The sequence below is a fragment of the Streptomyces sp. NPDC053542 genome (assembly GCF_044544685.1).
Taxonomy (GTDB): domain Bacteria; phylum Actinomycetota; class Actinomycetes; order Streptomycetales; family Streptomycetaceae; genus Streptomyces.
The window spans coordinates 259,952-285,511 of the sequence record NZ_JBITXL010000010.1 but is presented as its reverse complement, the minus strand read 5'-3'; the positions used below and the strand labels follow the sequence as shown (position 1 = coordinate 285,511).

Genomic DNA, 25,560 nt, shown 5'->3' with positions numbered 1-25,560 from the left:
AGGCTCTGGATGAGCAACGATGAGGGCCGGCTGGCGATCCCGCTGAGCGAACTCGAAGGCTTCGGTGGCCGGCTGCGGTCCATCAAGGGCCGGATGAACGGCACCAAGAAGATGTTCGACTCCTACGCGGACGACATCGGCGACGACGGCGTCGTGGAGAAGATGGAGAGCTTCGAGTCGAACTGGGAGGACGGCCGCGGCGACATCGACAAGCAGCTGTCCGGACTGGCGGACATGGCCGACAACGTGTACCGCGAAGCGACGAAGGCCGACTTGGACCTCGCGAAGCAACTGGAGAAGGGGACGAAGGGAGCCAAGAACTCCTGACGCACCGTCGCGCGGTACGGCGCTGCCGAACACCACAAGCGGCCGGTGGGCGGCCCTGGCGGCGTCCGGCAGCCGGCGTTGTCAGCTGTCGCCCCCCTCGTCGATGAGGCGCTGGACCTCGCGGGCGATGAGGCCGAGGCGGGCTTCGGCGACGAGGGGTACGGCACGGCGCTGGCGGCGGGCCTCGGAGAGGTCGATGTCGACCGTGACCAGGGACGGTTCCCACTTCGGGGCCTGCGCCACGACCGTGCCGCGCGGGTCCACCACGCGTGAGCCGCCCCAGAACGAAGCACCGTTCTCGTTGCCGACGCGGTTGACGAAGACCACCCAGCACTGGAGCATCCGCGCTGTATAGGAGAGCAGGGTGTCCCAGTAGAGCGTGGTGTCCATGGCCTCGGGGTCCAGGCTCGCCGCGCTGTTCGTCGGTACGAAGAGGACCTCGGCGCCGTCCTGGACGGCGAGCCAGGGCAGCGCGGGCTGCCAGGCGTCATTGCAGACCAGCGTCGCGCCGCGGCCTCCGGTGGGGGATTTGGTGAGGTCGTACGCGCGCAGTGACTGGCCGGGGCTGACGTGCTTGCGCTCCTCCCAGGCAAGGTAGTTGGGGAGATACAGCTTGCGGTGCGTGTGCGTGAGCGCGCCGTCGGCGAAGTGCGCGGAGGTGTTGTACGCGCGCAGGCTGGTGTGCTCGTGGAAGCCGACGAGGACGTCCGGCCCGAACGTGCTCAGCTCCAGCAGCCGTGGATCGCGCACCTCCATGGAGGTGTCCCGTCTCAGCGCGCCCAAGTGGTAGCCGTTCAGGCTCAGTTCAGGAAACACAACGAGGTTCGCGCCCTGTTCCGCGGCCAGTTGGGTCTGCTCGCGTGCCACGGCGAGGTTCGCGTCCACGTCACCCAGTACGCAGTCCGTCTGGGCCAGCGCCACCCTCATGTGGTCCGCTCCTCACTTCGCCCGGCAGATCTCTCCAGTCTGGCGTGTGGTGCGGGGGCGGGCGAGCCGAACGGGGCAGGTGATCCGGGGGAGTGACTACGGAGCGTAGTGGTCGCGGGTGGCGGGGCGGTGAACGGCGTCATGACTGTTCTTTGCGAGCAACCTGACAGACCTTGACTCCCGTCCTGGTCAACCCTTGACTCCGTCTATCGGTGGAATCTACGTTCTGCGGAACGAAAATCAGCTTTCGCTTTGTGGAATCTGTTGCTTCCCATCCCCTGATCCCAGGAGCCCCGATGACTGCCCTGGATGACCGGTCGTCCGTGGAGACCGGCACCGCCGTCAGCCCCGGTCTCTACACGTACGACCTCGCCCCGACGAAGCGGGAAGGGCGCCGCTGGGGCGCCTACAACGTCTTCACGCTCTGGGCCAATGACGTGCACAGCCTCGGCAACTACGCCTTCGCCCTCGGACTCTTCGCGCTCGGGCTGAGCGTATGGGGCATCCTCGCGGCCTTCGCCATCGCCTCTGTCCTGCTGTTTCTCCTGCTGACCCTGTCCGGGTTCATGGGGCACAAGACGGGCGTCCCCTTCCCGGTCATGAGCCGCATCGCGTTCGGCATCAACGGGGCCAAGATCCCGGCCGCGGTACGTGGCGCGGTCGCCATCGCCTGGTTCGGTATCCAGACCTACCTCGCCGCCGTGGTCCTCAGCGCCCTTCTGATCGCGATGTTCCCCGGCCTGCGCGCTCTTGATCACAACTCCGTGCTCGGTCAGTCGACGCTCGGCTGGATCACCTTCCTCGTGCTGTGGGCCCTGCAGGTGGTGATCGCGAGTTACGGGATGCAGATGATCCGCCGGTACATGGCGTTCGCTGCGCCCACGACGCTGATCACGATGTGTGCCCTCGCGCTGTGGATGTTCCTCCGCGCGGACGGCTCGATCTCCCTGTCGATCGACGCGCCGCTCACCGGTGGCTCGATGTGGCTGCAGGTGCTGCAGGCCGCCGCCCTGTGGGTGGTGATCTACGGGACGTTCGTCCTGAACTTCTGCGACTTCACCAGGTCCGCCAGGAGCCGCACCTCCATCGTGCGCGGAAACGTGATCGGCATCCCGGTGAACATGCTCTTCTTCGCCGTGATCGTGGCCGTCCTCAGCGGGGCCCAGTTCAAGCTCGACGGGCACGTCATCACCAGCCCCACCGACATCGTCCGGACCATTCCGAACATGTTCCTGCTGGCCACGGCGTCCCTCGCGCTCATCGCCCTGACGGTGGCGGTGAACCTGCTGGCCAACTTCGTCGCGCCCATCTACGCGCTGGTGAACCTCTTCCCGCGCCGGCTGAACTTCCGCCGCGCCGCGGTCGTGAGCGCCGTCCTGGGCCTGGTGATCACGCCCTGGAACCTCTACAACAACCCGATCGTGGTCAACTACTTCCTCGGCGGGCTCGGCGCCCTGCTCGGACCGCTCTTCGGCGTGATCATGGCGGACTACTGGCTGCTGCGTAAGGCCCGGGTGAACGTACCCGACCTGTACACCGAGGACGCCCAGGGCGAATACCACTACCGTCGCGGCTACAACCCGCGTGCCGTCGCCGCCTTCGTCCCCAGCGCCGCGATCGCCGTGGTCGTCGCCCTGGTGCCGGTGTTCCACGCGGCCGCCGGGTTCTCCTGGTTCCTCGGAGCCGTCCTCGCCGCCGGGCTGTACGCGGTCATCGCGGACCGCTCCGCCGTGGTCCGTGATGTCGACGGCGAGGCCATCGCGGTCGACGCCGAGTAGTCACCGCCGGGCCGGGCAAAATGGTATACCGTTTGTCTCATGGCTGTGACGACGGTGACGAACGTGCGCCCCTGGGGAGGCGCCGCCGCGGACGTGATCATTGACGGGGCGCACATCAAGGAGGTGCGCCCGTCGTCCGCCGTCGATGTGCCCGAGGGCGGGCACATCGCCGGCGGCGGTCTGCTGGCCCTGCCCGGCTTCGTCAACGCGCACGCGCACGTGGACAAGAGCTGGTGGGGGCAGCCCTGGGTGTCGTACGGCGGTGAGTCCACGACGCAGGGGCGCATCGCGCACGAACGGGCCGAGCGGGACCGGTACGGGCTGCCCAGTGTCGACGGCGCCACCGCGGTGCTGCGGGAGTTCGTCCGGCACGGCACCACGGCGACCCGCACGCACGTGGATGTCGACCTCGGCGTCGGCCTGCGTGGCATCGAGGTGGTGCGCGAGGCCACGGACCGCCTCGACGGTGCCATTGAGGTGGAGATCGTCGCCTTCCCCCAGGACGGTGTGATGCGCCGCCCGGGCGTGCTCGCACTGCTCGACAAGGCAGCGGCAGCCGGGGCGACCAGCATCGGCGGTCTCGACCCGGCCGGCATCGACCGCGATCCCGTCGCACAGCTCGACGCGCTCTTCGGCATCGCCGAGCGGCGTGGTGTCGGGCTGGACATCCACCTGCACGACGGCGGCGAGCTCGGCGCCTTCCAGTACGAGCTCATCATCGACCGCACCGTGCGGACGGGGCTGCAGGGCCGGGTCACGATCTCGCACGGCTTCGCGCTCGGCGAGCTGCCCGCCGAGCGCCAACTCGGCCTGCTGGAAGGTCTCGAGGAGGCCGGGATCTCCTGGGCGACGGTCGCTCCCGTGGGGACCGCACCGCTGCCGTGGCGACAGATGACCGAGCGCGGTATCGGCATCGGACTCGGCACCGATGGCATCCGCGACCTGTGGTCGCCGTTCGGCGACGGCGACATGCTCGCGATCGCGCTCGGCTTCGCCCGCCTGCACGGCCTGCGCACCGATGAGGACCTGGCGGCCGCGGTCCGGCTGGCAACGTCGGAGGGCAGGCGCTTCGTCCACCGGGACCGCCACGACCTGGTCGCGGGCGCCCCGGCCGACCTGGTGCTCGTCGACGCGGAGAACGTCCAGGACGCGCTGGTCCGCGTGGCCGGGCGCAAGCTCGTGATGGCCGGCGGCCGGGTCGTCGCGCGCGACGGTGACCTCCTGCTGTGAGCCGGATGCCCCCGCGCGAGCGCGGCCTGCGCGCCGCACTGGCGTCACTGCTTCAGCGGACGTTCTCCCGCGTAACAGCGCTCTCCCGGGTACTGGACCGGGGCTCGGACGCGGCATCCTCGCCCCGGTGCGCGTCCTGGAGGCGCCGGCCGGTTTCCAGGTGTCGCAGGACGAGTTCCTCGACCCCGGCGACATCGCGCCGCGCGAGCGCGTCGTACAGCCGCTGATGCTCCTCGGCGACCCGCAGCAGGTCGTCGTGCTGGCCCAGCAGCCAGCGCATACGGCTGCGCAGGGTGAGCTGCAACTCGTCGAGCAGGTGATTGCCCGCCAGCTCGATGACGCACTCGTGGAAGTCGGCGGCGGCCCGGCGCGCGGCCACGGCGTCCCCGGCACGCGCCGCGTCGAACTCGGCGTTCAGCGTGGCGCGCAGCCGCGCCAGCCCCGCACGGTGGTACCGCTGCGCCGCCAGCTTGAAGGTGAGGACCTCCAGCGCCGAGCGCACCTCGTTGAGGTCGGCGATGTCGCTCGGCGTGAACTCCCGCACCACGGCCCAGGTGCGGGGGCGCGGGGTGACCAGCCCCTCGGCGACGAGTGTCTTGAGCGCGTCGCGCACCGGCACCCTGCTGACCCCGAGCTCGTTCGCGAGGTCCCGCTCGACGAGCTTGCTCCCCGGGAGGCGGACACCGTCGAGGATGTCGTCCCGGATTTGCCGTGCGACCCGCACCGACTCGGACTCGCCGCCATCTGCTCCTGCCAACGGAGATTCTCCCCTCACGACCATGACACACGTTTGGTATGCCAACGGTGCTTCGACAGGCCATTCTACGGGCGTCAACCGGGGTGTCCTGGTGGACCCGGTTGCCCCGGTGGGCCTGGCCGGAGCGGCGCTACTCGGCGGGCAGGACGCCGCTGAGCCTCCGCAGGGTGGATCCCCGGCGGATGTCGATGTGGGCGTAGGCGAGGGCTTCGGCGAGTTGTGGTCGACCGGCGGGAGCCCGTACGGAGGCTGACCCCCGGTGTTGGGGAGCCTCAGGGCACGAGGACGATGCGTCCGCGCAGGCCGCCTTCGGCCAGCCGCGCGTGGGCCGTGGCCGCGGCGTCGAGCGGGTAGGTCTGTGCGACGCGGGGCAACAGCGCACCCGTGTCGGCGAGGCGGGCCAGTACCGCCAGCTGTGCACTGTCGGCCCGTACGTCCAGGGCGTCGATCCGGATGCCGCGCTCGGGCGCGGGCTCCTGGCCGGGCCACACGCCGAGGTAGCCACCGCCGTCGCGGACCGGGGCGAGCGCGTCGCGCCCCAGCACCGCGGCATCGAGCACACCGTCGAAGCCGGCAGGAGTGGGCGTCTGTCCACGGGCCACGAAGTGGTCGGCGCCCCGGGAGTGGACGAACTCCTCGTCGCGTGCGGAGGAGAGTGCCGTGACCTTCAGCCCTCGGTGGTGCGCGAGTTCCACCGCGTGTGCCCCGACCCCGCCGGCGGCCCCCGTGACCAGCAGGTTCTGCCCCGGGCGCAGTGCCAGCAGCTCCAGTGCCTGGAGCGCGGAGAGTGTGTTGAGGGGGAGGGCCGCGGCGTGGCTGTCGTCCAGAGTGGCGGGTGCGGCCGCGATGGCGTCCGCATCGAGCACGGCGTACTCGGCGTGGGTGCCCAGCGGAGTGCGGTGGCCGGTGGCCAGGCCGAAGACACGGTCACCGACCGACCAGTCAGCCCCCTCGCCGACGGCATCGACGGTGCCGGCGACGTCCCAGCCCAGCCCGATGCGCTCACCGTCGCCACCGAAGACACCGGAACGCATCGCGGCATCCACCGGGTTCACAGCGGCCGCCGCGACCTTGACCCGTACCTGTCCCGGGCCCGCCACGGGCACCGGGAGCTCGGTGATCTCGACGGCCTCTGGGCCGCCGAAGCGGGAGACTGTCGCGGCGCGCATGAGCATGATCTTCCTCCGACGTCGTTTCTTACGTTCCGTGCGTAACCGCATGGTGGGTGAGAATGGAAGGCGATACAAAAGGCACACCCGTGTGCGCAACGGAACGGAGGCCGGGATGGAAGCCGAGCCGCGGACCGACCGGCCGGTGGTTCCCCCCGGGCCCTGCTCACGCTGGCCGGCGGAGCAGGGGGAGACCATCCGGCAGATCGTCGAGCGGGCCGGCGACAAGTGGGCCGTGCTCGTGATCGGCACGCTGGAGAACGGCCCCCTTCGCTACACCGACCTGCAGCGCTCCATCCCCGGCATCTCCCAGCGCATGCTCACCCACACCCTGCGCCAGCTGCGGCGCGACGGTCTGGTGACCCGGACCGCCTACCCCGAGGTCCCGCCGCGGGTGGAGTACGCACTGACCGAGCTGGGTGCCACCCTGCTCGTCGCCGTCACCGCGCTGATCGACTGGGCCGGCACCCACCACGACGAGATCTCCCGGAACCGCTCCCACTTCGACGAGCAGGCCGCCAGGAAGTCCTGAAGCCGCCCGCACCCCGCTCCCGGAACGGCTTGGAGCACGCCTGCCGGTCAAGTGCGCCGCGTGCCATGCTGGCGCCACGGCAGGACCGGCGCTGAGTACCTGACAGTACTGTTCCGGGAGGCTCGATCATGGCGTTGCGGCCCCTCCTCGCTCTCCGCCCCGCGCACCGCCGCCCACGGGTGCGATTACAGCCCTACGCCACGGGAGTGGCCGTCGCCGTGGCACTGTCGCTCGCGGCGGCCGGCTGCTCCGGCGGGGGCGACAGGGCCGAGGACGACGACACCTTCGTGTACCTCTCCAGCAGGGGCCTCGTCACTGAATGGGACCCGGCCCGCTCGTACTCGGACGAAGTAGTGGTCCTGTCGAACGTGTACGAGACCCTCACCCGCTACAACGCCAAAACCGGCCGAACGGAGGGGGTGCTCGCGACCGGGTGGAAGTCGTCCAAGGACCGCAAGACCTGGACGTTCACCCTGCGGGACGACGTCCGGTTCCACTCCGGGCGCCCGCTCACCGCCGATTCGGTGAAGGCGGCCATCGAACGCACCATGAAACTGAAGGCCAGCGCCTCCTACGTGTGGGACCCGGTCAAGAAGATCGTCCCGCTCGGGACCCGGAAGGTCCGCTTCGAGCTGTCCCGCCCGGCGCCGCTGGACGTCATCGCCTCCGCCACGTACACGGCCTACATCTACGAAGTCAGGAAGGACGCCGCGGACTACCGGGCCACGGGCCGGGGCACCGGCCCGTACACCATCAGCGCGTGGCGGCCCGGCGGTGAGTACGAGGTGGAGCTGACTGCTTTCAAGGACTACTGGGGCGGCTGGCGCGGCAACCGCTACACGAAGGTGCTCTTCCAGGCGGTGCCGCAGTCGTCCACGGCGGCGCAGCTCATGCGCTCGGGGGAGGGCGACTACGCCGGCGGGCTGCCGCCGCAGCTGATCGACACGCTGCGCGGCCGGCCGGGCGTCACCGTACGGGAACGGCCCTCGTGGCAGACCCTCATCGGCCTGCTGAACACCGAGAAGAAACCGCTCGACGACATACGGGTGCGCCGGGCCGTCGTGAACGCGCTCGACTACGAGAAGCTGATCACCGCGAGCAGGGGGGCGCTCGTGCCCTCCGACGGCATCATCCCGCCGGGCCTGCTCGGCCACACCACCGACCCCGACCTGCCCGGTGACCGCCCCGGTGACCGCAGCCGTGCGCGGAAGCTGCTGGCAGCGGCCGGATACGGCCCGGGCAGCGGCCGGACCGTCGAACTGGAGATGACCTATCCGGCGGGCGACGACACCATCCGCACCCTCGGCGACCTGATGGCGGCTCAGCTGCGCCCGCTGGGCATAGATCTGCGGGTCAAGGGCCTGGAGTGGTCATCGGCCCAGTGGCCGCTCGCCAAGCGGAAGGACCCCGACGAGCGCCAGGACATCTTCGTCATGTACTGGTGGCCGGACGACCCCGAGTCGCTGTCGTTCTACCGCAACGTCTTCCGCACCGAGAAGGAGATCTCCTACAACCTCGCCTACTACTCCAACCCCCGGCTCGACCGGCTCATCGACAGTGTCAGCGCACTCACCGCCACCGACCCGGACCGGGCCGTGCGGACCTACCGCACCATGCAGGACATCGTCATCGACGACGCGCTCGTCCTCTTCCTCGGCACCACGGTCTATCAGCGGGTACTGAACAGCGACGTCAAGGGATTCACCGACAATCCGGCCTACGCCAACGTCGTGTTCGTCCACGACCTCACCCACCGTTAGGCCGGAGGCGGACATGGTGCGCACCGGGAACGGCCGGGCAATGCCGGTGCTGCGCTACACCGCCCGCCGTACGGGGCTGGCGGTCCTGGTCGCCCTCGGTGTGGTGGTGCTGACGTACTTGATGGCACGCGTGGTGCCCAGCGACCCGGCCGGTGTGTGGGCGGGTCCCCACGCCTCGGCCGCCGAGCGGGCCCGCGTCCGCGCCGAACTGGGCCTCGACCGCCCGGTCCACGAGCAGATCATCACCTACGTGGCAGGTGTGTGGCGCGGCGACTGGGGGATTTCGGTGCACACCCACCGCCCCGTCCGGAGCGACCTGTTCGGGCTGCTGCCGGGCACCTTGCAACTGGTGCTCGCCGGGCTGCTCATCGGGCTCGTCGTGGGGGTGCCCGCGGGGCTGGCCGCAGCACGGTGGTACGGGCGGTTCCCCGACGCGCTGGTGCGGACCGGCGCACTGCTGAGCGCTTCGATGCCGGTGTTCTGGCTGGCGCTGCTGCTGCAGATGTTCTTCGCCGGCCGGCTCGGGCTGCTGCCCATCGCGGGCAGCTACGACCGCACGGTGCTCGCCGCACACCCGGTGACCGCCGTCACCGGGCTGCCGTTGCTCGACGCCGTACTCACCGGCAACGGGGCGGCGGCCGCCAGTCTGCTCAGCCATCTGATCCTGCCCGCCCTCGTGGTGGCCAGCTATCCGGCCGCCGTCGCCGCCCGCCTGGTGCGGGCCGGTGTCCTGGACGCCCTCGGCGAGCCGCACATCCAGATGGTGCGCTCCCTCGGCTTTCCCGAGCGCGCCGTACTCGGCCGCTTCGCGCTGCGGCTCGCCTGGAACCCCGTACTGCAGCTCAGTGCGCTGGTCTTCGGGTACTCGCTGGTCAACACCTTCCTGGTGGAAGCGGTGTTCGACTGTCCGGGGCTCGGGCTGTACGCGGTCGACGCGGTGAAGTCGCTCGACGCACCGGCCGTCGTCGGCGTGACCCTCCTGGTGGCGTTGCTCTACCTCGCCGCCAACCTGGCCGTCGACCTGGCACAGGCCGCCCTAGACCCGCGAATCCGGCTGTGGTGACCGCGTATGACGGCATTGCCTTCCCTCTCGCGCTTCTTCCGTACCCACTGGACCCACTGGGCGCCCGGTGCGCTGCGCGGCCGGTGGACTCTGATACTGACCCTCGGCGGCCTGGTGCTCATCGCGGCGCTGGCGCTGTTCGCCCCCCTGCTGGTCCCGTACCCGCAGCACGCGACCGGCGCCACCGACACCGCGCAGGCACTGCGTCCGCCCTCGTCCGCCCATTGGTTCGGCACCGACGAGCTGGGCCGCGACGTGTTCTCCCGCGTGGTGTACGGCGCGCGGATCGGCCCGGTGGTCGCGGTGGCGGTCGTGGGGGTCTCCTTGCTGGTCGGGACCGCGATCGGGCTGGTCGCCGGGGTCTCCGGCGGATGGCTCGACGAGCTGCTGATGCGCCTCACCGATGTCTTCCTGGCGGTGCCGGCGCTGTTACTGGCGCTCGCCCTGACCACGATGCTGACTCCCGGTCCGACCGGGCTGACGGTGGCGCTGGCGGTGACCTGGTGGCCGTGGTACGCCCGGCTGGTGCGCGGCGAGGCCGCCTCGGTGACCGGACGCGCGTACATCGAAGCGTGCCGCGCCCTCGGGCTCGGCCACCGGCGCATCCTGCTCCGCCACGTCCTGCCCAACGCCTCGACCCCATTGCTGGTCCAGGCGTCGACCGATGTCGGCGGGGTCCTCCTCGTCGCCTCCGGGCTGTCCTTCCTCGGCCTGGGCCCGCAGGCGCCGACGCCCGACTGGGGGCTGATGGTGGAACAGTCGCAGAACTACTTCACCACCCACTGGTGGCTCGGCACCTTCCCCGGCCTGGCCATCATGGTGGTCGCGGCGTTGTGCTTCCTGCTCGGCGACGCCCTGCGCGACCGCCTCGACCCCCGGCACACCACCCGGATCTGACCGATGACCACCGCTGACGACGCCCCGTTCCTCCAACTGCGCGACCTGCGCGTGCGGTACGGCACAGCCGACAGCGCGCCGGTGGTCCACATTGACCAACTGACCGTCAAGTGCGGTGAGTTCATCGGCATCGCCGGGGAGAGTGGGGCGGGCAAGACGACGGCCGGGCTGACGGTGCTGGGCCTGACCCGGCATGCGGGCGCCCGGGTGACCGGCAGCATCCGGCTGGCCGGCGAGGAGCTGGTGTCGGCACCGGAACGGCGGCTGCGGAGGCTGCGCGGCTCGACCATGGCGCTGATTCCGCAGAACCCGGCCGCCGCGTTCAGTCCGGTACTGCCGGTCGGGGCGACCGTACTGCGTGCGCTGCGGCTGCACGGGTGCACCCGCGCCGAAGCCCGGCGCCGCGCCACCACCGCACTGGAACGCGTGGGACTGCCCGCCGAACACCTCACCCGCTACCCGCACCAGCTCTCCGGCGGTCAGCTCCAGCGGGTCGCGATCGCCCTGGCGTCGGCCCTGCGGACGCGGCTGCTCATCGCCGACGAACCGACCAGCGCACTGGACGTGACGGTCCAGGCGGAGATCTGCGCACTGCTGGCGGAGCTGCGCGCCGCGCATGCCACCGCCGTCCTCTTCATCAGCCACGACCTCGCGTTGCTGGCCGGATTGTGCGACCGGATCGCGGTGCTGCACCAGGGGCGGGTGATCGAGGACCGCCCCGCCGCGAACCTGATCGCGGCGCCGCGGACCGACTGCACCAGGCGCCTGCTGGCGGCGGCACCCCGGCTGGGTGCCCCGGCGGCACCCGGGCCCGGCGAGGGGAGCGGCGAGGAGGCGGCCGGTGCTTGAGGCGCGTGACGAGGAGGCGGCCGGTGCTTGAGACGCGCGGCGAGGAGGCGGCTGGTGCTTGAGGCGCGCGACGTGACAGTGGTGTACGAGGGCACGGCCGTGGTGGACCGGGTGAACCTGACACTGCCCGAAGGCCCGTACGGCCTCGGGCTGATAGGCGAGAGCGGTTCGGGCAAAACAACGGTGGCCCGATGCCTCCTCGGACTGGTGACCCCGACACACGGCACGGTCCTCTTCCGCGGTGCCGACATCGGTGCGATGCGGCAGCCGGGCCCCTACCGCCGCGCCGTCCAGATCGTCGTGCAGGACACCGAGGGCGCCCTCGACCCGCGGATGCGGATAGGCACGGCGATCACCGAAGTGCTGCGGGCGCACCGGATGGTGCCACGCGGCACCGAACGCGGCCGCGTCGCCGAGCTGTTGTCCGACGTGGGCCTGAGCGCCGAGCACGCCGCGCGCTACCCGCACCAGCTCTCCGGCGGCCAGCGCCAGCGCGCGGCGATCGCCCGCGCCCTCGCGGTACGGCCGCGCTTCCTGGTCCTCGACGAACCGACCAGCGCCCTGGACACGGTCGTCCAGGCCCGCATCCTCGACCTCCTCCACACCCTCCGCACCGAACACCGCCTCTCCCTACTGCTGATCTCGCACGACCTCGCAGTAGTGGAACAACTCTGCCGCCACGTAGCCGTACTCCACCACGGCCGCATAGTGGACCAGGGCCCCCTCCCCGACGTACTACGAGAACCCCACCACCCGGCCACCCGGAGCCTGCGGGACGCGGTACCGCGCCTTCCTCCGTGAATCCGGGCTTCCCGATGCGTCTCGTGATTCTGTAGAAACGCGGGCGGGTCAGCCCATGTTGCGGACTGTGTCGCGCAGGCGGCGGGCTTCGGTGAGTCGCTTTTCGTAGGTGGCTCCGAGGAGTAGGAGGAGCAGGCCGGCTGCGGCCAGTGGTACCCAGCGGGGGAGGAGGCCGAGTACCTGGACCACGGTCGGGGCGAGTTCGTGCGCGCCGACCAGCAGGAGTACGCCGCTGCCGACGACCAGCGGTGCTTGCAGGCGGGTGCGTACGCCGACAACGGTGGCGAGCAGGGCCGCTGTGCCCAGGAGCAGCGGGCGCACCCAGTTCTCGTCGCTCCATGTGGCGGCGAGGCTGGGGAGCATGGTTGCGCTGAGCCCCGCACCGTAGGCGGCCCAGGAGCTCGTACCAGGGGTGCTCTTGCGGCGTCGGTGGCCGATGGCCAGGGCTACCGCCGTGACCGGGAGTGTGTACGCCTCGGGCGAGGTGACGTCCGCCAGGGCGAGACGTACCCAGGAGGAGGCGATGAGCAGGGCGGTTCCTACGAGTGCGGCGCGGCGGCGGTCCGGGCGCAGTGCGATGGCCAGGCCCGCGACCCCGGTCACGGCGAGCGCGAGGCTCAGTGCATCGGGGTGGAGGGCGGTCAGGGCGAGGGCGATGACGGCAAGGAGGTACCCGGTGCCCTCGACGGCCGTGGAGACCTGCCCGCGCCCCGGGATCCGGTGCCATGCCGCTGCCGCGCCGGCGGCGACGACGGCTGCCGCGAGGACCGCGAACGCGGTGACGTGCGCGGGCAATTGAGCGGTAATTCCGGCCGCGACCGCCTCGACGCCCAGGGCGAGGACGGCCGAGGCACCCGCGATGCGCGCCGTCGCGCGTTCGGCGGGCCGGGCGGCAGGAGCGGTCGGTGCGTTCGGTGTGTTCGATGCGTTCGGCGTCGCAAGGACGTGGGCGAGTACGGCGGCCGACGCGGCGAAGATGGCCCATACCGTGAGCACGGCGACCCGGTCGGCCGATGACCAGAGGAGGGCGAGTGCGTCGGTGGCGGACAGTACTGCAAGCCTCGGTACGAGTGTGGACTCCGGCGACCGGCGCATGACGACCGTCGTCCGTACGATCGTCAGCGTCAGGGCGACGGATGCCGCAGCGGCGATCGCCAGCACCCAGCCGTACGGCAGGCCCAGTGCCACCGGCAGCAGGAGCAGCGCGGGGACGGCCGCCAGTGCTGCGGCGTTGCGCAGTGCGTGTGCCAGTTGGTCCGTGGGCGTCAGTTGGTCCGTGTGACCGTCGCCGATGGTGCGGGCGCGCAGTACGGCCATGGTGGTCAGGACGGAGACGGCCAGCCAGAGGACGACCAGTGGCGCGGTCGCGAGCTGCCAGTTCCACTGCGTGGCGCGACCGTCGAGCCAGAGCGCCATTCCGGGGAGGGCGGGCCGGGCGAGGGCGTGGGCGAGTTCCGGCAGTGCCACAACACCGGTCAGCAGCAGCATGGCTGAGCCGGCGATCAGCTCTCCCACCGCGGCCGCGGCCTCGCGCGGCGGTGTGGACGGGCCGCTCTCCGCAGGCTTCGCCCACCGGCCGCGCCGCGCACAGCGCACCGCAGCCCACACCGCGACGAGCGCGGCCGGTGCCGCGTATCCGGCCACGGCCCACCCCGCGGGCGCGATGCATCGCAAGCCGGCTCCGACGGCCACGACCAACGCCACGACGGCCACGCCCTCGCTGCCGGAACGCCACGCGAACGGCAGCGCGCGGAAGCCGCGGCACAGTGCCGTACCCAGCAACGCCAGCAGAACCAACGGCACCCAGGCACGTACCACCTCGGCCGGCGACGGGACGCTCACCGCGTGCGCCACCGCGAGCGCCCCGCCCAGCAGCGCCCATCCACCGCCGACTGCCCGCAGCATCCCTGTGCCCAGAGTGGTGGAGACCGCGAAGTCCACCGCGGCCGTGGCAATCATCGCGGTCGCGTAGTCCTCGGGCCCGCCGCCCAGGGCCGCGACGCCCAGGAGGCCCGGCAGCCGGGCCAGCAGGACGGCGATGGGCAGCGGGAGCCGGAGCCGCTGCCACCAGCCGTAGACCGCCGCTCCCACCGCCGTCAGCGCGGTGACCACCGCCCAGTAGCCCGCCGTCCCCATGCGGTCCAGACCGCCGAGTCCGGCCTCCCGGGCGGCGTAGGCGTCCAGAAGTACCAGGGCGAGTCCCACCGCGGCCGAAGCCTCGGCGGTGGCCGTGAGCTTCCGCCGCCGCAGCGGACGGGGCAGGGCGAGCGCGCACGCGGTCACCGCGAGCAGTACGGCGGCCCGCCCGCCGATGCCCAGCCGGCCCCAGCTCACCACGGTGAACACCAACGCGGCCACGACCACCAGCACGCCACCGACGACCAGCAGCGCGGTCCGCGCGGAGGGCGCGGAGACCTCCCGCGCCGGACCACCCGCCGCGCCGCCTGCCGTGCCACTGCCTGCGGGCACGCCCCCAGACACCCCCGCAGGCGCGTCCCGGCGTCCCCGCAACGCGGCCAGCAGCTCGCCGTGCCGCTGCACCAGCCAGCGCCTGCGTGCGTCCAGCGTGTGCAACTCCTGTGTGACCTGCCACAACGCCTCGGCGTCCGGCCCGCTCAGGGGTAGCCGGCAACGGCCGCACCAAGCGGGCGGCGGTGACCCCAGCGGCATTCCGCAGTCCGGACAACCCGGCGATTCCCTGTGCATGGCGGCGAGTATCCGTGGGTCCAGCGGCCGCGGCATGAGTACCCGTACTCAAGGTCGGCAGTGCGAAACTGTGGTCATGTCGTCGTCCAGCACCACCGTGTACCCCGTATCCGACGCGCTCGCCTACCTCGCGGGCGGCTGGAGCGTGGAGCGTGAGCTGTGCGGCGGCGGGTATACCGGCCGTTTCACCGGGCGGGCGGAGTTCCGTGCCGGGGACGCGGACGAAGGGTGGCTGCATGTGGAGGAAGGCGTCGTGGAGTGGGGCGGTGTGACGCGCGACGCGGGCCGGACGCTGCGGATGCTGCCGCTCCCGGACGGCACCGCGGAGGTGTCCTTCGCGGACGGCCGCCCCTTCCACCTGCTGGATCTGCGCAGCGGCCGCTGGACGGCCGTGCATCAGTGTGCCGCCGACCGGTACGAAGGCACGTTCACCGTGCTGTCGCCGGACGAGTGGCACCTGCGCTGGGCGGTCAGCGGCCCCGCCAAGAACCAGCTTCTTACCTCGGTCTATCGCCGTGCCCGGCGGGGCGGAGGGCCCACCGGACCCGCGTGACGCGGGTGTCGTGGGTGTCGTGGGTGCGGTCGGGGCTTACGGGTGGTACTTCTCCTCGACCGTCTCGGCACCGCCGGACTTGGTGCTCATGGTGACGCGGACGGTCACACTGCTCGTCTTCGCGGCCTTCTCCAGCTGCTCGACGGTGCACTTCGCGGTGCCGTAGCCGTCGTCGCCGAGGGAGACGCCGTCGTCGGGGTCGGCGGAGCAGATCGCGGCCGCGCCGAGGATCCGCGTGGCGTTGGAGACCAGGAATGCCTGGTCCATGCCGCCGTCCTCGGGCTTGACGATCAGCTTGCCGGGCGCGAGGTACTCCAGCTTGCCGACGATGGTGCGGTGGTTGCCCGCGTTGGCGACACCGCCCCCGGCGGGGGCGGACTCGCTGCCGGTGCCGGCGGCGGACGGCGCCGTGGCGGACTTGCCGCCGTTCTCGCCCTGCGAGGCGGACTTGCCCGAGTTGGAGCTGTCCGAGGCGGAGTCGCTCGTGGGCTGGGTCGTGGCCGAGGCCGAGGAGCCGGCGGCGCCCGCCGCGCCTGAGCCCTCCCCGCAGGCCGTGACGCCCAGGCCCAGCGCCGCGGCGACGACGACGGCGGCGGTGATGCGACGGCCGGCGCGGCCGCGGAAGCGGCGGGTGGCGGTGGTGGTGGCGGTGTTCATCGGGTCTCCCGTTGCTCTGTTCTCTCGTCTCTCTCCGGACGAAGATCAGCTTCGGGGACCGTGTTGGTGTTCCACTAACGGACCGCTAATGCGAGGGTTCCGTTTCTTGCGTGGCCGCCCAGGAGACGGCTGCCCTGCCTCTTGCACGAGTCATGGTTCACTCCAGCTGACGGGGTGGGCCTGGACGCCGGCGGTGGCCAGTATCCGCCCGGGCGGACGGGCGCGTCCGGGCGCGTCCGGGCGGGGACTGCACGCCGGTGGCCGTCTGCACCACGGCAAAGACGGCACGGGACCGGTCGGGCGCGACGACGCGGTGCAGCCACAGGGCCGGATCGGGGTGGTCGGCATGTACGACGGTGCCCGTGTGCAGCAGGGAACGCAGTTCCTTGTACGCCGAAACCCACTCGGCCAGCCGCGCGCGTTCCTCGCCGGAGGCGAGAGTGTACGCCGCCGCCCGAACCTCAGCGGGGGAGTGAGGCAACGGGGGAGGCGGACGGAGGAGCCGTGGTGCGGAAGCGGGCGCGGTAGACGGTGGGGGACACGCCGAAGGCGTGCTGGAACGCGCGCCGCATCGTCTCCGATGACCCGAATCCGGCCTGCTGCGCGACCTCCTCCACCGAGGCGGTGTCGGAGGACAGCAGGGCCTGGGCTGCCTCCACCCGGACGGCGTCGATGTACTGTCCGGGCGTCATGCCCGTCTCCTGGCGGAAGAGGCGGGCCAGATGCCGGGCGCTGATGCCGAGCCCCGCGGAGAGCGCGTCGGTGCCGCGCGGCAGCGACGGGTCCGCGGTGATTTCGTCCATCGCCCGGCGGACCAGTGGATGCCGGGACTGCTGCGCGGTCATCCGCACGCTGAACTGCGACTGTCCGCCGGGGCGGGCCATGAAGACGACCAGCTGGCGAGCCACCTCCCGCGCGAGATCCGCTCCGTGGTCCTCCTCGACCAGCGCGAGGGCCAGGTCGATTCCCGCGGTGACACCGGCGGAGGTGGCCACACGGCCGTCGCGTACGAAGACCGGGTCCGGCTCCACTCGCACGCGCGGGTAGGCGGTCGCGAGTTGCGGCGCCAGCTCCCAGTGGGTGGTGGCCCGCCGGCCGTCCAGGATGCCGGCCTCGGCCAGGAGGAACGCGCCCGCGCAGACCGAGGTCACCCGCCGCGCCCGGCCGGCGAGACCGCTGACGAGTGACATCAGTTCGCGGTCGGCGGTGGCCCGCTGCCAGTCCCTGCGGCCGGGCACCAGCAGTGTGTGCACGTGTTGGGGCAGCTGCGCGAGGCGGGAGGTGGTCCCGATCCGCAATCCGCTGGAGGTGTGCACGTCGAGTCCCGTGGGGGACACGACGCGCACGTCATAGCTGGCGCCATAACGATTGGCCGTGGTGAAGACCTCCAACGGCCCGCTCACGTCCAGGAGTTGTACCTGATCGAAGGCCACGATCACCATGGACCGGCCGTCCGTACCCGGTGCGGCGCCTGCTACTCCGCCCACGGAGAATCCAGGATCGTGCGCACGAAGTCGCCGCGCTGGAATCCAGGCACGTAGTGCTGGAGCACATCGGCCTTGACGTTGCCGAAGGTCGTCTCCGGCTTGTGGCGGATGCCGTCGGTGAACGCACCGAGGATGCGCTTCTTGAAGTCCGGGCGCGGATGCAGGGCCACGATCTCCTCGCGCTGCGCGGCGGAGATGTCCGCATAGCCGAGGCCCAGGACGTCGTACTCCACCCCGGCGGTCACCAGCGCGACCTCCGGCTCCATGAACTCGGGGATGCCGGGGGTGGTGTGCAGGGCGATGGCCGTCCACACCCGCCGCACACTGTCCTCCGGCACCCCGCGCGCCTGAAGGAAGCGGCGCGCCTCATCGGCACCGTCCACCTCGAAACGGCGCCCACTGGTGTGGAACTCCTCGTTCAGCCCCAGGTCGTGGAACATCGCGCCGATGTACAGCAGCTCGGGGTCGAAGCTGAGATCACGGTTGCGGCCCTGGAGGCTGCCGAAGAAGTACACCCGCCGTGAGTGGTGGTAGATCAGCTCGCTGGTGCTCTCGCGGACCAGCTCGGTCGCCTCACGCGCCAGCTTGGTGTCCGGCACCCGCACCCCGGCTTCATCCTTAGCCATGGCCACTCACCTGTCCTTATGTCTCGGTCCTGCCCGATTCCCGGCAGGACCGAGTCTCGCCGCCCCGGCGCACCGGCCACCAGGTCTGCAGCGCCACCTGTCCCACAGATACGGACATCGTCCTGCCGGCCGATGGTGGGGAGCGGATGCAGCGGATGCAGCGGGTGCGGCGGGCGCTACCGGAGCGGGATGTCGACCCCGTACTCGTCCGGGTGCCGAGGGCCGTGGATACGCCTGTCGGCTTCGGCGATGGCAACGTCGTTGATGCTCGCCTCGCGGCGTCGCATGAGCCCGGCCGTGTCGAACTCCCACAGCTCGTTGCCGTAACTGCGCCACCACTGGCCTTGCGCGTCGTGCCACTCGTACTGGAACCGCACGGCGATCCGGTCCTCGTGGAACGCCCAGAGGCTTTTGCGCAGTGCGTAGTCCAGTTCGCGCTGCCACTTCCGCGTCAGGAAGGCGACGATCTCCTCGCGGCCGCTGAGGAACGTGTCCCGGTTCCGCCACTGCGAGTCCGGCGTGTAGGCCAGCGCCACGCGTTGGGGGTCGCGAGTGTTCCACGCGTCCTCAGCCGCCTGGACCTTCCGCAGGGCGGTCTCCTGCGTGAACGGAGGATAGGGCGGGCGGTCTTCCGGCACTGCGATCTCCTCAGATGGGCAACGGCCGTTCTCTCTCGACTCGGCTACGGTACTTCGCGCAAACGAACATGATTGCCGCGCCCCGTCACGGCGTCCGGCAAGGAGGGCTCATGCGACAACGGCTCTACCGGAGCCGTCCTTCTCGCCGTCTACGACATCGGCTTCGAACCGGGCCAGGTCCTCCTCCCCCGCAGCAAGTCCGGGCGCTACTCCTCCAGGTGGTCGAAGCGGAGGGCGGAGGAGGTTTCGCCGCGGCCCGGGCGGGCGCGGCGGGTGGTCCACAGGACGCTGCCGCCGTCGCGGGTGCGGGCGTACTGGTGGGACCGGGTGAGGGTGACGCCCTCGCGCGGTACCTCCTCGGAGAACAGGTCGTAGGCGTTGGGGAGGCCCGGTGCGAGCAGCCGGCCCAGGGGGAGGAGTGGTTCGCCGTCCGGGCCGTTCAGTTGGCCCAGGCGCAGGACGTACGCGCCGGGGCGCGGCTCGCGTGGCAGCAGGGGGAACCAGTGTGCGGGTACGTCGGTCGCGAGTCGGTAGACGGCGGTTCCGCCGGGTGCGGCGGGCGCGGGGTGCGATGCCGGTTCCGTACGCGTGCGGTCCAGGGAGCCGCCCGCCGGGGTGGGGACCCGGCGCTCCACGGCCCAGGCTTGGTTGGCGCCCTCGTCCCGGGCGAGCAGTACCTCCTCGACCGGTTCCCCCTCCAGGGCGCCGGTGGTCACGGGCGGTACGAACAGGCCGGTGCGGCGGCCACCGTCCTCGGTGCTGAGCCGGTGCACCGACCAGTGCGCGTCACCCGCGGCCGCGCCGGGCGCGGGCAGCAGCGTCGGGCCTCCGAGCGCCGAGCTGAAGGTGTCCCCGACCACGACCGAGGTGAGGGTGGTGAGGCTGCCGACCGGCACGTCCAGCGGTACCAGGTACCAGTCGTTGCCGTACACCGTGGCGAACTCGGCGACCAGCATCCGCGCCAGGTCCGAGGGCGCGGCCTCGACACCGCCCAGGTCCACCCGTGCGTCCTCGAACTCCCAGTAGCGGCGGGCCGGCATGCCCGGGAACCGTACGGGCGCGGGGAAGGCCGTGGCGAGCAGCGGCTCGCGGTCGGCGGGCGCCTCCAGCCCGGTGTCCCCGCCTGCCGTGAAGTCGGTCCAGTCCAGGGTGCCGCCCTGATAGGCGGGTGCGGTGAGGGTGGTCTGCGTCCCGGACTCCGACAGGCCCACCGAGAAGCGGTGTTCCAGGCGGCGGGCGTCCCAGGACGGGTCGCCCTCGGCGGCGGTGAGGTGGCGGGCGTCGTACCAGTCGAGCCAGGAACGCAACACCGGGTACGCGGCGGGCGGCAGCCCCCAGCCCGGCTCCTCCGGGACCGGCGGGGCGGCGTGCAGGGTGAACGCGAGGGCGTGCCCGTCCGGTACGCGACCGCGCAGCACGCCGAGGTAGCGGGTGGTGGCGGCGTCGACGGTGCCTTCCTCGCCGGTGAGGGTGAGCGGGAAGTCGTCGAGGAGCATCCCGACGGCCTCGGCCACCGCATCGGCGGGCAGGTCCGCCGAGCGCAGCAGCCGCAGCAGGTGCTGGCCGGCCTCGGCGCCCGAGCGGAGGTCGGACGAGGTGGCGCGCGGCCCGTCCGGCTCGGCCTCCACCAGCGCCTCCAGGGGCGTGACGCCGTCGTAGTCGGTGCCGGTGCCCGCGGCGCGGCCCGGCCGGTAGCGGGTGATCCGGTCGGCGTGGCCGCGCACCCGTACCCACACGGGCGTCCCGGCGTCATCGCCCAGGAACTCGCCGAGCTGCCACTGCCGGGCCAGCATCCAGGCGGGGTCGTGGACCTGGCCCTCCAGGGAGGGACGCAGGTCGCCGGTGCGGGCACGGGGTTCGAGCCGGGTCCAGCTGGTGATCGAAGGCATGGTGTCTACCTCGGGAAGCCGCGGGTGAAGTCGGTGGCGACCGCGTCCTCGGGCCGGGTGTTCATGGCGAGGAGCGCGGCGGGGGCGAGCTGGCCGATGTCGGCGACGGCCGTGGGGCTGTCGGGGTGCAGCGCCTCGTAGTCCACGGCTCGCAGCCGGGCCAGGTCGAGGGCCGCTCCGACGGTGGCGCCGAGCAGGTCCGGGGTCCAGACCGGGGACGCGTCCGGCGGGACGGCGAGCAGTACCGTCTGCGGCGCTGCCGCGTCCGGCGCGTCGATGTGCACCGCGACCCCGGTGGTCTGCCGGTCACGGGGTACCACCTCCGTCCACTCGTCCACGATCAGCCCGCGCAGCCGTCCGGAGAGGACGGCGGCCGGGTCGGCCGTGCCCGCGGGGGTGTGGAGGACGAGGGAGAGGCGCGGGCCGGGGCTCTGGCCGGTCGCCGTGGGCAGGGCCGCCCAGCGCTCGGCGCGGGCGGGGTCGGCGGAGACGGTGTACGGGGCCTGGGCGACGACGGCCGTCAGCGCGTCGCCGCTCTCCAGGGCCTCCGCGTAGCCGAGGGTGGTGACCAGTCGCTCGACCCCGCGCCGGACGCGGCCCAGCCGGGTGAGCCAGCCGGCCGGGGCGTGCGGATCGCCGTCGAGCAGGGTGTCGGCGTGGGCGAGGGAGTCGGTGAGCGGCCCGGGCGCCGGGGCGGCGAAAGCGGGCAGCAGTACCAGGTCGCTGCCGAGCAGCGCCATGAGCACCTCGCGCGCCCACGCGCCCGCGGGCAGTGTGCCGTCGGCGCGGGCCGTGTCCAGGGCGGTCAACTGGCCGATGCGGCGGGCGAGTTCGGGAGCGACGGCCGCCGCGAGCGAGGCGAGCAGTGCGCCGTGCTCGGCCAGTTCGGCCGTGGTGGCGCCGGGCCGGGGCGGCAGCGGCGGTGCTGCCGCGGGCACGCCGAGCAGGCTCGCGGTGGCGAGTCCCCGGTGCAGCCGCTCGACGCGAGTGGCGGCGGGCGCGTCGGCCGGGGTGGCGAGGTCGGCGACGGCCCGCGCTACGACCTCGCGGACGGCGGTGGCCCGCGGCTCCAGGGCGGCGTCGTCCGGCCCGCTTCCGGGCTCTTCGGAAGCGGCCCCGGCTCCGGTCGCGGCCCCGGCTCCGGTCTCGGTCACGGTCTCGGGCAGGGCGAGGTCCGCGGGCCGCAACGGGCGTGCCGTACGGACCAGTTCGCGCACCGCCCGGACCGCCTCCAGGAGCGTGCCGAGCTGCTCCGCGTCGGCCGGTACGGCGGTGGGACGGGCCGCGCCCGGCTCGTGCGCGGCCAACTGCCGGTCGGCGTGGAGCAGCAGGTGCCGCTCCAGGTCGGAGCCGGGCAGCGCCTCCGGGCCGAGGCCGAGCGCGAGCCAGTCCAGCGGCGACAGCGGGTTCCCGGCGAGCGGAACGGTCCGGAGCGTGCCGTCGGTGAGGCGCACGGGGTACGTGACGGTGGCGGGCGCCGGGAGCAGTGCGGTCAGCCAGGCGTCGAGCGCGGGCTCGGCGAGCGCACGGGTCTGGGTGAGCGGGTCGGGCGCCCAGCCACCCGTGTTAGTGCCGGGACCGGTGCCAGGGTCAGTACCGGGGCCGGTACCGGGGTCCGGTACCTCGTCGGTGGGCCCGTCCCCACCGGGCGGCCCGCCGGGGCCGTCGCCGCTGCCGTCGTCGGTGCCGTCGTCCGTCGGCGGCAGGACGACGATCGGCGGGGTGTCCCCGGCGCCGGGCCCCGGGCCGGCGAGCGCAAGCCCGGCCGAGGCAGCCGCACCGGACGCAGCCGCACCGGACGCGGTCGCGCCGGAAGAGGCCGTACCCGACGCGCCCCCCGGCTCCGGCAGCAGCACGATCACCCGGTGCGTGATCGCGTCACCGGTCCGCGGTGTGCGCAGCGACTCCAGCTCCGGCGGCGGCGCCTCCCCGTTCCCCATCGCGTCGAGCGTTGCCCCGGCGCGCAGCGGGTTGCCCTGCGCGGCCTGGTGCACCCCCTCGACGAGCAGCGCGTCGGCGACCGCGTCCACGGCGTCGTCCAGTTCGTCCAGTACGGAGGTGAGCGCGGCGAGTTCTTCCGTCGCCCCGGACGGCACCCCGACGTCGCGGACGAGGTCGAGCCGGCCCGCCGCGCGGAGCCGGTGCAGCCGCAGGCCGTCGGTCACGTCGTGCGCGGCGACGGTCTCGCTGACCGTGCCGTCGTGGTCGACATGGGTGGCGGTCGTGGGCGCGAGCGCGCGGAAGCGGTCGGTCCAGGAGGCCAGGGTGCGGATCGGGTGGTCCTGAAGGGCCCGCTCGAAGCGGTAGCCGAGGAGGGCGCCGAGCGGCTGCCCCTGCCGGACGCCGTCCAGGAGCCAGGTCGCCGTGCGGGCCCGTGCGGAGGGCAGGTCGATCGCCGTGGGCGCGTCCGGCAGGTCGCCGTGGGCCCGCTGCGCGGCGCGCAGCACGGCCGCGGTGGTGGCCTGGGCGAGCGAGGGCGCATGGATCGGACCGGCGGTCTCGGCCGCCTCGTACAGCTTCCACGGCGCGCCGGTGCCGGGCGGGGCCAGCGGGTCGGTCACCTCGCCCTCCGGACGCCGCTCCGGCGGCACCTCCACGGGCTGCTGCTGACGGGGCGTCACGTCGAGCAGCCAGCCGTAGCCGCCGAGGTGGCAGCCATACGGGTACGGGGACCCCGGGCGCCGCAGCCAGGCGAGCCGGCGTGTCGCGAGCGAGGTGATCCAGGCGTCGAGCCGGTGCGAGGTGGCGTCCAGGTTCTGCGCGAGCAGCCGCTCCAGGTCCTCGGCGGGCAGCGGCGCGAGGGCCTTGAGGGCGGCCACCGTCTGGTGCAGGGGCTGCAGTTCGGGGCGCGCCTTCGCCTCCGGCGTCCACAGGTAGGCGTCCACGGTGCCGGTGCCGCCCGGCCGGGGCCGCTTGGCGCGGCGCCATACGGTCGCGGTGGGGTCCTTCTCGTCGGCGTCGACCACCTCCGGCTCGCGCCGCTCGGCGGGTCCGGCGCCGAGTACCAGGTCCACGGCGCGCGCGTACTCGGCGAGCAGGGAGTGCCGGGCCAGCCGGTACAGCAGCGGCGTGGTCAGCGCCTGGGCCGCGGGGTCGCCGCCCGTCGCGCCGAGGTCGTGCCACCAGCGGGCCCAGGGCAGGTTCTCGCGCGCCCCGTCCGGCGGCACCCGTGCCCAGGCCGGCGGGGTCAGCGGCGCGGCGAGGGCAGCGAGGTACTGGGCGGGCGTGCCGCCGGGCGTGCCCTCGGGGGCGTGCGTCCACGGATGGTCCAGGGGCCAGGCCCGGTTGGCGTACAGGACCCGGCCCGGTCCGTAGTCCCACGCGGGCAGCGAGAGCCGGCGCGCCAGGTCGCGCATCTGCGCGGCCAGGCCGGTGCGCCACTCGTCGTTGAGGGAGAGCGGGCCGAACCGCCACAGCGCGGCCACGTATTCGGTGCCCAGCGCGCTGCGGGCGTGGATCCGGCGGGCGGTGGGGGCCATGCCGAGGATCTCGGCGACGGTGCTCTGCGCGGCGGCGCCCCGGGTGATGCGGGGCACCGATCCGGGGTCGTCGGCCGCAGGGGCCCAGATCCGGTCGCGCAGGGTCCGCAGGAAGCCGGGCACGGCCGGGTCGAGGCGCAGCGTGCCGAGGCCGGTGCCCTCCAGGTCGGTCCAGCGGTCCAGCGGCAGCACCGGCAGCACACCGTACGGCTGGCTCCCGATGCGCAGGGCGGGCAGCGGACCGCCGGGCCGCAGGAAGCGGCGGGCGTGTTCGCGCGCGCCGCGCACCTTCTCCTCGGGGAAGCGGTCCTCGCCGAACTGGCTCAGGAAGTAGCCCCAGGTGGCGCCCCACAGGGCGGTGGCCATGTCCCGCGCCGCGGCCTGGTCGCGGCGGAGCGCGTCCCGGGCCCGGGCCAGCGGAGCCGGTCCGCCGGTCGGTGCGGTCAGCGGCAGACCCAACGCCCGGGTCAGTACGACGGCGTTGGTGTCGGGGTCGATGGGCGCGCTCTCCAAGTGCCGGACCTGGTACGCCGCGCGGTGCCCGGGGTCCCGGCGGCTGTAGCGGGAGGTGGCGGTGGCCGTGTTGTTGGTCGGTGCACCGGGCGGCACGAAGCCCATGCCCCGCGTGTAGTACTGCGCTTCGAGGAGCGCGGTCAGTTCGGCGGTGGCCGCGGTGGGCTCGCCCTCCAGGACGCCGTACGCGAAGAGGCGGGCGTAGCCGGTGCCGCGGGGGAGCCGCACGGCCATCCCGATCGCCTCGGCCGCGGCGAAGTCCACCAGCCAGCGGGTGGCCTCGTCGGTGGGCGGTGCGGCGGGGTCGAGGTCTTCGAGGTCGGCGGTGGGCGCGGGACCGACCGGCAGGGGGCCGGGGGTGGCGCCGCCGACCGGCGCGGAGACCCGGGTGACGACGGGCGAGGCCGGGTCCTTGGGGTGCCCGACCACGTACCAGCGGGTGGGCAGGGCACGGGCGGCCGGCCGCTTCGTCCAGCTCGCGGTCCTGCCCTCGCCGAGCTCCGGGAAGCGCGGCGAGCCGTCGGCGCCGCCCATGCCCGGCTGGTCGAAGGGGTTGACCGGCTCCACGGAGCGGGCGATCCAGGCGGCCCGCTCGACACCGAACCGGTCCGCGAGCTCGTCCCAGGCGGCCCGCTCGGCCGGGCCGTCGCCGCGCGCGGCCCAGATCCCCTGCCAGTAACGGTGGCCGTACAGCTCCTCGTCGGCGGTGAGCGGGGCCTCGTGCGTGTCGATGTGGATCTCGTCCGGATAGACGCGGACGAGGAGTTCGGTGGCGGTGAACCGGGTCTCGAGCCGGACGGGCAGCAGGACCACGGGCAGTGTGGTGGGAAGGTTCCAGGCAGGGGGCGGTGGCGTGGTCATCTGCGTCGTCCGTCCAGGTGGCGTGCGGGGAGAAAGCGAAGGGGGCGCGGGAGCGCAACCG

General features: G+C 72.7%; 20 protein-coding genes. 10 read left to right on the top strand and 10 right to left on the bottom strand.

Annotation, left to right across the window (positions count from 1 at the left end; genetic code table 11):
• Nucleotides 1–9: 9 nt before the first annotated feature.
• Nucleotides 10–327 (top strand): hypothetical protein, encoded by a 318-nt coding sequence (locus ACIGXO_RS27345; RefSeq protein ID WP_399792017.1) that lies wholly within the window; start codon nucleotides 10–12, stop codon nucleotides 325–327.
• 81 nt (nucleotides 328–408) lie between these two features.
• Here ACIGXO_RS27345 and ACIGXO_RS27340 read toward each other — a convergent pair whose 3' ends face one another.
• On the bottom strand, nucleotides 409–1,254 hold the full coding sequence (locus ACIGXO_RS27340; RefSeq protein ID WP_399792015.1) for a nitrilase-related carbon-nitrogen hydrolase: 846 nt from the start codon (nucleotides 1,252–1,254) through the stop codon (nucleotides 409–411).
• 296 nt (nucleotides 1,255–1,550) lie between these two features.
• On the opposite strand from ACIGXO_RS27340, the gene ACIGXO_RS27335 reads away from it, so the two are divergent.
• On the top strand, nucleotides 1,551–3,032 hold the full coding sequence (locus ACIGXO_RS27335; protein WP_399792013.1) for an NCS1 family nucleobase:cation symporter-1: 1,482 nt from the start codon (nucleotides 1,551–1,553) through the stop codon (nucleotides 3,030–3,032).
• A gap of 39 nt (nucleotides 3,033–3,071) precedes the next feature.
• A complete protein-coding gene (locus ACIGXO_RS27330) occupies nucleotides 3,072–4,262 on the top strand; it encodes an amidohydrolase (RefSeq protein ID WP_399792011.1) in 1,191 nt (396 codons plus the stop codon).
• Nucleotides 4,263–4,314: 52 nt separating this feature from the next.
• Here the strand turns inward: ACIGXO_RS27330 and ACIGXO_RS27325 are convergent, their stop codons facing one another.
• Together ACIGXO_RS27325 and ACIGXO_RS27320 are read right to left on the bottom strand one after the other, a co-directional pair.
• The gene (locus ACIGXO_RS27325; RefSeq protein WP_399792009.1) at nucleotides 4,315–5,043 is read right to left on the bottom strand and encodes a GntR family transcriptional regulator; all 729 of its coding nucleotides are present in this window, start codon (nucleotides 5,041–5,043) and stop codon (nucleotides 4,315–4,317) included.
• Nucleotides 5,044–5,291: 248 nt separating this feature from the next.
• Nucleotides 5,292–6,188, bottom strand: a complete 897-nt coding sequence (locus ACIGXO_RS27320) for a zinc-binding dehydrogenase (RefSeq protein WP_399792007.1) — start codon at nucleotides 6,186–6,188, stop codon at nucleotides 5,292–5,294.
• A gap of 115 nt (nucleotides 6,189–6,303) precedes the next feature.
• On the opposite strand from ACIGXO_RS27320, the gene ACIGXO_RS27315 reads away from it, so the two are divergent.
• The 6 genes from ACIGXO_RS27315 to ACIGXO_RS27290 all read left to right on the top strand — a co-directional run bounded on the left by ACIGXO_RS27315 (nucleotide 6,304) and on the right by ACIGXO_RS27290 (nucleotide 12,090).
• A complete protein-coding gene (locus ACIGXO_RS27315) occupies nucleotides 6,304–6,720 on the top strand; it encodes a winged helix-turn-helix transcriptional regulator (RefSeq protein ID WP_399792171.1) in 417 nt (138 codons plus the stop codon).
• 206 nt (nucleotides 6,721–6,926) lie between these two features.
• Entirely contained in the window at nucleotides 6,927–8,480 is a 1,554-nt protein-coding gene (locus ACIGXO_RS27310) for an ABC transporter substrate-binding protein (protein ID WP_399792005.1), read from the top strand.
• Nucleotides 8,481–8,493: 13 nt separating this feature from the next.
• Complete coding sequence (locus tag ACIGXO_RS27305) at nucleotides 8,494–9,543, top strand: ABC transporter permease (protein ID WP_399792003.1); 1,050 nt, start codon at nucleotides 8,494–8,496, stop codon at nucleotides 9,541–9,543.
• Between the two features lie 6 nt (nucleotides 9,544–9,549).
• Nucleotides 9,550–10,440, top strand: a complete 891-nt coding sequence (locus ACIGXO_RS27300; protein WP_399792001.1) for an ABC transporter permease — start codon at nucleotides 9,550–9,552, stop codon at nucleotides 10,438–10,440.
• Nucleotides 10,441–10,443: 3 nt separating this feature from the next.
• A complete protein-coding gene (locus ACIGXO_RS27295; protein ID WP_399791999.1) occupies nucleotides 10,444–11,289 on the top strand; it encodes an ABC transporter ATP-binding protein in 846 nt (281 codons plus the stop codon).
• 54 nt (nucleotides 11,290–11,343) lie between these two features.
• Nucleotides 11,344–12,090, top strand: a complete 747-nt coding sequence (locus tag ACIGXO_RS27290; protein ID WP_399791997.1) for an ABC transporter ATP-binding protein — start codon at nucleotides 11,344–11,346, stop codon at nucleotides 12,088–12,090.
• A 48-nt stretch (nucleotides 12,091–12,138) separates the two neighbouring features.
• Here the strand turns inward: ACIGXO_RS27290 and ACIGXO_RS27285 are convergent, their stop codons facing one another.
• A complete protein-coding gene (locus tag ACIGXO_RS27285; protein WP_399791995.1) occupies nucleotides 12,139–14,559 on the bottom strand; it encodes an SCO7613 C-terminal domain-containing membrane protein in 2,421 nt (806 codons plus the stop codon).
• A gap of 313 nt (nucleotides 14,560–14,872) precedes the next feature.
• Here ACIGXO_RS27285 and ACIGXO_RS27280 point away from each other — a divergent pair, with 313 nt between their 5' ends.
• The gene (locus ACIGXO_RS27280) at nucleotides 14,873–15,349 is read left to right on the top strand and encodes a DUF6314 family protein (protein ID WP_399791993.1); all 477 of its coding nucleotides are present in this window, start codon (nucleotides 14,873–14,875) and stop codon (nucleotides 15,347–15,349) included.
• Nucleotides 15,350–15,385: 36 nt separating this feature from the next.
• Here the strand turns inward: ACIGXO_RS27280 and ACIGXO_RS27275 are convergent, their stop codons facing one another.
• The 6 genes from ACIGXO_RS27275 to ACIGXO_RS27250 form a co-directional block, all read right to left on the bottom strand.
• The gene (locus ACIGXO_RS27275; RefSeq protein WP_399791991.1) at nucleotides 15,386–16,006 is read right to left on the bottom strand and encodes a hypothetical protein; all 621 of its coding nucleotides are present in this window, start codon (nucleotides 16,004–16,006) and stop codon (nucleotides 15,386–15,388) included.
• A 461-nt stretch (nucleotides 16,007–16,467) separates the two neighbouring features.
• Nucleotides 16,468–17,493 (bottom strand): GlxA family transcriptional regulator, encoded by a 1,026-nt coding sequence (locus ACIGXO_RS27270; RefSeq protein ID WP_399791989.1) that lies wholly within the window; start codon nucleotides 17,491–17,493, stop codon nucleotides 16,468–16,470.
• On the bottom strand, nucleotides 17,481–18,119 hold the full coding sequence (locus ACIGXO_RS27265) for an HD domain-containing protein (protein ID WP_399791987.1): 639 nt from the start codon (nucleotides 18,117–18,119) through the stop codon (nucleotides 17,481–17,483). Before ACIGXO_RS27265 ends, ACIGXO_RS27270 begins: the two co-directional genes overlap by 13 nt.
• A gap of 176 nt (nucleotides 18,120–18,295) precedes the next feature.
• Nucleotides 18,296–18,757: a nuclear transport factor 2 family protein gene (locus ACIGXO_RS27260; protein WP_399791985.1), complete on the bottom strand. Its 462-nt coding sequence runs from the start codon at nucleotides 18,755–18,757 to the stop codon at nucleotides 18,296–18,298.
• A 206-nt stretch (nucleotides 18,758–18,963) separates the two neighbouring features.
• On the bottom strand, nucleotides 18,964–20,646 hold the full coding sequence (locus ACIGXO_RS27255; protein WP_399791983.1) for a hypothetical protein: 1,683 nt from the start codon (nucleotides 20,644–20,646) through the stop codon (nucleotides 18,964–18,966).
• 5 nt (nucleotides 20,647–20,651) lie between these two features.
• Complete coding sequence (locus ACIGXO_RS27250) at nucleotides 20,652–25,499, bottom strand: hypothetical protein (protein ID WP_399791981.1); 4,848 nt, start codon at nucleotides 25,497–25,499, stop codon at nucleotides 20,652–20,654.
• Between the last annotated feature and the right edge of the window lie 61 nt (nucleotides 25,500–25,560).